General features: G+C 56.5%; 5 protein-coding genes and 1 pseudogene. All 6 read right to left on the bottom strand.

All coding sequences use genetic code 11. The features are described from left to right. Window positions 1–191 (bottom strand): helix-turn-helix domain-containing protein (locus tag RTY00_RS15440; protein WP_312665039.1); only part of this gene is annotated, 191 nt, incomplete at its 3' end. A gap of 195 nt (window positions 192–386) precedes the next feature. Next, entirely contained in the window at window positions 387–1,820 is a 1,434-nt protein-coding gene (locus tag RTY00_RS15435; RefSeq protein ID WP_312665038.1) for an efflux transporter outer membrane subunit, read from the bottom strand. A gap of 1 nt (window position 1,821) precedes the next feature. Beyond that, window positions 1,822–4,977: an efflux RND transporter permease subunit gene (locus tag RTY00_RS15430; RefSeq protein ID WP_312665037.1), complete on the bottom strand. Its 3,156-nt coding sequence runs from the start codon at window positions 4,975–4,977 to the stop codon at window positions 1,822–1,824. A 2-nt stretch (window positions 4,978–4,979) separates the two neighbouring features. Then, window positions 4,980–6,122 carry an efflux RND transporter periplasmic adaptor subunit gene (locus tag RTY00_RS15425; protein ID WP_312665036.1) on the bottom strand — a complete coding sequence of 381 codons (1,143 nt, stop codon included), beginning with the start codon at window positions 6,120–6,122 and terminating at the stop codon, window positions 4,980–4,982. Between the two features lie 311 nt (window positions 6,123–6,433). Then, window positions 6,434–7,075, bottom strand: a complete 642-nt coding sequence (locus RTY00_RS15420) for a glutamate racemase (protein WP_312665035.1) — start codon at window positions 7,073–7,075, stop codon at window positions 6,434–6,436. 98 nt (window positions 7,076–7,173) lie between these two features. After that, window positions 7,174–7,781, bottom strand: a pseudogene (locus RTY00_RS15415) (PQQ-binding-like beta-propeller repeat protein); the annotation flags it as partial.

The raw sequence follows: 7,781 nt of genomic DNA, 5'->3' as shown, positions 1-7,781 counted from the left end.
ATGGTTTCCGTGACAATTAGCTCTTTACTGCTGAAGTAACGATATATTTGCCCTGCCCCTAACGCAGATTCACGGCTAATATCCGCCATGCTGGCGCCATGAAATCCTGAGCGACTGAAACAAACTTTTGCCGCATTAATAATCTGCTGCTGACGTTGCAAAAAAAATTCGTCATGTTCAGAGTGGCTCACATTGGCTCCGAAAAAGAATTTATCGTTTTAATTGCGTTATGATACGCGATGCGTATCCGGTGAGAAACCATGACAATGTTTCCAATATTTGCGGTTGGTGCGCATAAATGCGCACCCTACGAAAAACGCGCCAATCCTTTGTAGGGTCGCCATTTATGGCGACCGAAAGACGATTAACTGACGAGCATTACGCAATTATTGCGTGCTCATTATTTCAGATTCTTTCAACGCCGTGCCGCCGCCCATCACTTTATAGAAGGTGATCAAATTCAGGTAATAGGCTTGCTGCGTACTCACCAAACTGGTGCGGGCGCTGTACAGCGTGCGCTGCGCAGTCAAGGCATTGAGATAGGTATCAACGCCGTTGCGATAGCGCAGATCCGCCAGATGGTAATAGGTTTGCGATGCCGCCACATTACTCTGCTGACTGCTGAGCTGATCGTTGATGGTGCCGCGACGCGCCAGCGCATCCGCCACTTCCTGGAAGGCGGTTTGCACCGCTTTCTCATACGCCGCCACGTAATACTCTTTCTGTGCTTTGGTGTATTTCAGGTAAGAAACGTTGTAGCCGCCCTGGAAAATCGGCAGCGAAATGCTCGGCGCAAACGACCAAATGCCCGCCCCGTTCTTAAACAGCGTCGACAGATCGGCACTGCCGATGCCGCCGCTACTAGTCAGCGTAATGCTCGGGAAGAAGTTGGCACGCGCCGCGCCAATACTGGCGTTGGCAGATTTAAGATTGTGCTCGGCTTGCAACACATCAGGGCGATTCAGCAACGCATCCGATGAGACGCCTGCCGGCACCTCACGCAATGCGTTACCAATCGACTCAATACTGTCAGGCAGCAGATTATCCGGCACGCTGCGGCCCACCACTAAATCCAGCGCGTTTTTATCCTGCGCCACCAGCGTGGTGTAGCTGGCGACATCGGCCTGCGCAGATTGATAAGTGGTTTCCGCAGACGAGACATCCACCATCGAGGCGATGCCATTTTCCATCTGCTTACGCGTCACCTGCCATGATTGGCGTGCGCTCTCGGCGGTCTCTTTGGCAATCGCCAGATTGCTGCGATCGGCGGCGAGCTGCAGCCAGTAGTCCACCGTGTTGTATAGCACCGTCAGGCGCGTGCTGCGTGCGCCCTGCAGCGTGCCGAGATAAGTTTCATACTGTTCGCGCGTCAGGCTTTGGTTTTTGCCAAACAGATCGAGTTCAAACGAACTGACGCTGCCTTCCGCCGAATAGCTGTTGCTGATGGCGGTTTGATTGCCTTCGCCGGTTAACGCGCGTGAACGCGTGCCGCTCACGCCTGCGCTGATGGTCGGGAACAGATTGGCGCGCTCTTCGCCATATTGCGCATGCGCCGACTTCACGCTGGCCACCGCTTCACGCAGGTCGCGGCTGCTATCCAGCGCCATCGCCACCACCTGACGCAGTTTGGCGTCGAGCACATAATCCTGCCAGCTCAGGTCGCGGTAGTTGCTGGCCTGCGTGCCTTGCAGTGAACGATAGGCATCACCGCTCGGCATCTGGTTGCTGACCGCGCCTTGCGGGCGGTCATAGTGCGGATCGAGTGAGACACAACCCGACAGCAGCGCGGGAATTAACACCATTAAGAGTTTTGCCGACATGTTATTCCCCCGCCTTCGCCACAGATTGATGATTATCGTCATGCGGAATCGCCGGGAAGACGCGACGCACCAGAACAAAGAACAGCGGAACAAAGAAGATCGCCAGCAAGGTGGCGGTCAGCGTGCCGCCAATAATGCCGGTACCAATCGCAATGCGGCTGTTGGCGCCCGCGCCCGTGGAAATCGCCAGTGGCAATACGCCAGCAGTAAACGCCAGCGAGGTCATGATGATCGGACGCAGACGCATCGATGCCGCGTGCGTCGCCGCTTTCACCAGGTTTTCCCCTTTGCGGTAATTGTCTTCGGCGAACTCAACGATCAGAATCGCGTTCTTCGCCGACAAGCCAATGATGGTTAACAACGCCACCTGGAAATAGACGTCGTTTTCCAGTCCGCGCAGGCTGATCGCCAGCAGCGAACCGATCACGCCGAGCGGCACCACCATCATCACCGAGAACGGCACCGACCAGCTTTCATACAACGCCGCCAGACACAGGAACACCACAATCAGCGAGATGCCATACAGCGACATCGCCTGGTTGCCGGAGAGTTTTTCCTGATAGGACAAGCCGCTCCACGCAAAGGTGGTGCCCGCCGGAAGCTTCGCCGCCAGTTTTTCCATCGCGCTAATCGCATCCCCGGAACTCTTGCCTGCCGCCGCCGAACCTTCGATCTCGTAGGACGCCAGGCCGTTATAGCGTGACAGCACATCCGGGCCGTACGCCCACTCTGACGAGGCAAACGATGCAAACGGCACCATGGTGGTATTGCTGTTGCTATCGCTGCCGCGCACGTACCAGTGATCGATATCTTCCGGCTTGCTACGGAACTGCTGATCGCCCTGCATATAAACCTTCTTCACGCGGCCACGATCGGTGAAGTCGTTGATGTAGCTGCCGCCAATCGCCGCACTGAGCGTGTCGTTGATGTCGCTGATGGTGAGGCCCAGCGACTGCGCTTTTTCATCGTCGATATTGACCTGCAGCTGCGGTAAATCCGGCAAGGTGTTGGCACGCACCGCGCTGAGCAGCGGATCCTGATTGGCTTCAGCAATCAGCTGATTGCGCATCTTCAGTAACTGGTCGCGTCCGGTGGTGCCGCGCGCCTGCAGCTCAAAGGTGAATCCGTCTGACTGCCCTAAACCGGACACCGACGGCGGCGACAGCACGAAGATCTGCGCATCACGAATGCTGGCCAGGCTCGCCATGGCACGTGCGGCAATCGCATCGGCACTGTTTTCTGTACCTTTTCGCTCGCTCCAGTTCTTCAGCGAGATAAAGCCAATCCCGGCGTTCTGGCCGCTGCCGGCAAAGCTGAAGCCGTTCACCAGCATGCTGACGTTGACGTTGTCTTTTTCTTTAGTGGCAAAGTATTCCTGTACCTGACGACGAACCTCGCTGGTACGGTTTTCCGTTGCGCCCGGTGCCAGCTGATATTGCACCATGATGTAGCCCTGATCTTCAGTTGGCAGGAAGCCGGTCGGCAACCGCATGTACATCACCGCGCAACCGATCAGCAGCACCGCGTAAAGCAGCAGATAGCGCACCGAACTGTGCAGCACATGGCCGACGCCATTGTGATAACGCGCCTGCACGCGCTCGTAGCTGCGATTAAACCAGCCGAAAAAGCCCTTTTTGCCGCCTTCTTCGTTATGCGGTTTGAGCAGCGTGGCGCACAGCGCTGGTGTCAGCGTAAGCGCCACAATCACCGACAGCACCATCGAGGAAACAATAGTGATGGAGAACTGACGATAGATAACGCCGGTTGAGCCGCTGAAGAAGGTCATCGGCAGGAACACCGCCGATAGCACCAACGCAATACCAATCAACGCGCCGGTGATCTCTTTCATTGATTTCTCGGTGGCCTGACGCGGCGGTAAACCCTCTTCGCGCATCACACGCTCAACGTTCTCCACCACCACAATCGCATCATCCACTAACAGCCCGATGGCGAGCACCATGCCGAACATGGTTAAGGTGTTGATCGAGTATCCGAACAGCGACAGCACGCCAAAGGTTCCGAGCAACACCACTGGCACGGCAATCGCCGGAATCAGCGTGGTGCGGATGTTCTGCAGGAACACGAACATCACGATCACCACCAAAATCACCGCCTCAATCAGGGTTTTCACCACCTCTTCAATCGAGATTTTCACGAAGTCGGTGCTGTCGAGCGGATACGCCACTTCATAGCCCGCTGGCATGCTGCTGCGGAATTCGTCGATGGTGGCTTTCACCTGTTCGGCGGTTGACAGCGCATTGGCACCGGACGCCAGCTGCACCGCAATCCCCGAAGCCGGATGACCGTTGGCCAGCACGTTGGCACTGTAATCCTCATCACCCATTTCCACGCGTGCCACATCGCTAAGATGCACCACCGAGCCGTCGCTTTGGCTTTTCAGCACGATATTGCGGAACTGTTCTGGTGTTTGCAGACGCGAGCGCGAGCGCACGGTCGCCACCAGCTGCTGCTCTTTACTGGCCGGTTGCGCGCCTAACTGACCCGATGAAACCTGGGTATTCTGGCTCTCCAGCGCGCTTGTGACATCGGACGGCATCAGCGAATAGGAGGCGAGTTTGGCGGGATCGAGCCAGATGCGCATGGCGTATTCGGCACCAAACACCTCTACGCTGCCGACGCCCGGCACGCGCGCCAGCGAGTCTTCCATGTTGCTGACCATATAGTCCGCTACATCGGCTGAAGTACTTTTGTTGGTTTTATCGTACAGCGCCAGAATCAGCAGGAAGTCGCTTTGCGCCTTCTCTACCGTCACGCCTTGCGTGGTGACGGACGTTGGCAAGCGGCTTTCGGCCTGCTGCACTTTGTTCTGCACCTGCACCTGCGCAATGTCCGGATCGGTGCCCTGCTGGAAGGTGACGTTGATTTTCACCTGGCCAGTTGAGGCGGTGCTGGTGGAATCGAAATAGAGCAAGCCGTCGATGCCGGTGAGCTGCTGCTCGATCACCTGCGTGACGCTGCTTTCCAGCGTTTCCGCCGACGCACCGGTGTAAGTGGCCTGAATACTGATCTGCGGCGGCGCGACGTCGGGATATTGCGCAATCGGCAGGCTTCTAATGCTGAGCACGCCGAACATCATGATGCAGATGGCGATTACCCAGGCGAATACCGGGCGGCGAATAAAGAACTGAGCCAACATAATTACTGGCCTCCGCTGCTGGCGCTGTTCGGCGTCACTTCAACCGCTTTCACCGTCATCCCGGCCTGCACTTTGGCGGTGCCTTCAACAATCAGCTTGTCGCCGCTGTTTAAGCCGCTGGTCACCAGCCAGGTGTTGCCAATAACACGATCGGTCACCACTTCCCGGCTCTGCACTTTGTTCTCTTTATCCACCACCAGCGCGGTGGCGTTGCCTTTGGCATCGCGCGTGATGCCCTGCTGCGGGGCCAGAATCGCATCGTTTTTAACCCCGTTGGTGACGTTGGCACGCACATACATGCCCGGCAACAACTCATGCTGCGGATTGGGGAAAATCGCGCGCAGCGTAACGGTTCCGGTGGCTTCATCAACCGCCACTTCGGTCAGTTCCAGCTTGCCGGCATGATCATAATTGCTGCCGTCTTCCAGTTTTACCGTCACCGGCACCACATCGCCGCTCTGTTGTAAGGAAGCCTGCTGACGTTTCAGTTTCAGCAGTTGCACGCTGGATTGGGTGAGATCGACATAGATCGGATCCAGCGCGCGAATGGTCGCTAGCGCGGTGGTTTGCGCTGAGGTCACCAGCGCGCCCGGCGTCACCGACGAGATGCCGATGCGGCCCGAAATCGGCGCTTTGATTTGCGTGTAGTTGAGGTTAATGCGGGCGCTTTCGACGGCGGCACGATATTGATCAACCGACGCCACGTTCTGTTGATAGGTTGCCAGCGCATCGTCGGCATCCTGGCGCGACACGCCATTCTCTTTCACCAGCGCGCTATAACGCGCGGATTTTAACTGGCTGCTTTTCACTAACGCCTGCGCATTTTTCAACTGCGCAACGGCCTGGTCGTAACTGGCCTGATAGCTAGCCGCATCGATTTGATACAGCACCTGGCCGGCTTTGACTTCATCGCCTTCGGTAAACAGGCGCTTCTGGATGATGCCGTCCACCTGCGGACGCACTTCCGACACCATGCTGCCCACCACGCGTCCGGTGAGCTGACTATCGAGCGTCACCGGCTCGGTTTGTAGCGTTTTCACGCCAACTTCGGTGGTCATCTCGCCCGCTGGCGGGGCGCTGTTCTGGTCACAGGCGGCGAGCAATAACACCAGCCCGGCGATGGCCGTGCGCTGAAAATTCTTCATGAATAATCCTGTAGTGAACGTTCATTCTCATATTTAAGTCTACCAAATCGCAGATGTGGGCGTATGTCAGGAAAATGAAAAGAGCGATCCTGAAAAGCGGCAGCAGAAAAGCGTCCTCTTTAATTGAGGATTTTTAGTGGTTAAATCGCGATAGGTTACAAAGTGTTGCTAAAGATAATGAGTAATAAGCATTAATGCAAATGATTATTATTTACATGAAAATAAACGTTAACCCGATGCGCGGCCTTGCATGCGCGTCGTAGGGTCGTCATTCATGGCGACCTCCTTCCAGGTGCGCATAAATGCGCCCCCTACGAAATATGACTTACAACCTTTAACGCCAACTGCGGGCTGGTTAATGGCTGATTATCCGGTCTAAACAAACTGGTCGCCGCCGCCATCGAAACCTGAGCCAGCGCCACGTGATCCGCGCCCTGCTGTTTCCCGTCTTGAACCGCTTGCGCAATCATCTGCAAATACACATCCTGCTGGCCCGCTTTAAACGCCGCCCATGCGCCAGGAATCAGCTGCACGTCAGGATGCTGTTCAGCCGGCAGCGTCGCCGGGCAAAACAGCGCGCGCGTTGCCGCTAGCGTGGATTCAGCCGCACACAGCACCAGCGATTTTCCCGTCAAACGGTGCACCGCATCGGCCAGCATGCGATCGGTGCGATACACCGGGCAATCATGCCCTTCAGCGTGAAAACCATCGGCAACCGGGCCCAGCGTCGAGCAGGTAATCAGAATCGCGTCAAACCACGGCGTCAGGCTGTGTAACAGTTGCTCCAGCTTTTGCTGCTGCAGCGCGGTCATGCCACCGGTCAGCTCCGCTTCCGCCAGCAAATGTGGCATCACAATATGACTCAGTGAGCCGTTGCTCATGCCCAATGAATTTGCGGCGTCATCAAAAATAGCGATATTACTGGCGGCGGTATGCAGGCAGGCGATGGTCATACAATTCCTTATCAGTGGCGTCTCGCACAGAGGCTCAATATAACCCGATGAAAACAAAAAAGGCGCCACAATGGGCGCCTTGTTCTATTTCACTGCGATTACTTCAAACGGAATGCCACCACGCTGTCACCCGCCTGGGTGCCGAGCGAACCGTGACCGCCTGCTGCAATCACCACGTACTGCTTACCGTCTTTACCCATAAAGGTAGACGGCGTGGCTTGCGCACCGGCACTCAGCTCGGTTTGCCACAGCAGTTCGCCGGTGGTGCTGTCGTAGGCGCGGAAGAAGTTATCCGCGGTTGCACCGTGGAACACCAAATCACCTGCGGTCAGCAATGGACCACCGTGCGCCACCATGCCCATCGGGAAACCGATTGGGAAGCGGCCAGGCAGGAAGCTGGTCTTCAGGTTTTTGGTAACGCCCACGCGACGCAGCCATTCGGTTTTACCGGTCTTCAGATCCACGCCTACCATGCGGCCCCAAGGCGGTGCAACGCATGGAATGCCGAGGCCAGACGCCATCTGCTGGATATGAATCGCGTAATCACCGTGGAAGTTTTCGTTCCAGTATGGCGTGCCATCTTTGGTGAACAGGCGCTCGGTGGCGGTCTGCTCGCTGCGTTTGATCAGGTTGTACTTGTAAGCCAAACGTACTGGCGCGGCAATCAGCATTTGACGCTGCGGATCGACGGCAACAGAACCCCAGT

This window comes from Pantoea sp. CTOTU49201, assembly GCF_032054795.1.
GTDB classification, from domain to species: Bacteria; Pseudomonadota; Gammaproteobacteria; order Enterobacterales; family Enterobacteriaceae; genus Pantoea; species Pantoea symbiotica.
Note: the sequence above shows the minus strand (reverse complement) of the source record. Positions and strands in the feature narration are given on the sequence as shown.

What these genes read in the sequence shown, in the direction of transcription:
- RTY00_RS15420 (WP_312665035.1), bottom strand. Translation starts at nt 7,075, where the DNA reads ATGACCATCGCCTGCCTGCATACCGCCGCCAGTAATATCGCTATTTTT.
- RTY00_RS15425 (WP_312665036.1), bottom strand. Translation starts at nt 6,122, where the DNA reads ATGAAGAATTTTCAGCGCACGGCCATCGCCGGGCTGGTGTTATTGCTC.
- RTY00_RS15430 (WP_312665037.1), bottom strand. Translation starts at nt 4,977, where the DNA reads ATGTTGGCTCAGTTCTTTATTCGCCGCCCGGTATTCGCCTGGGTAATC.
- RTY00_RS15435 (WP_312665038.1), bottom strand. Translation starts at nt 1,820, where the DNA reads ATGTCGGCAAAACTCTTAATGGTGTTAATTCCCGCGCTGCTGTCGGGT.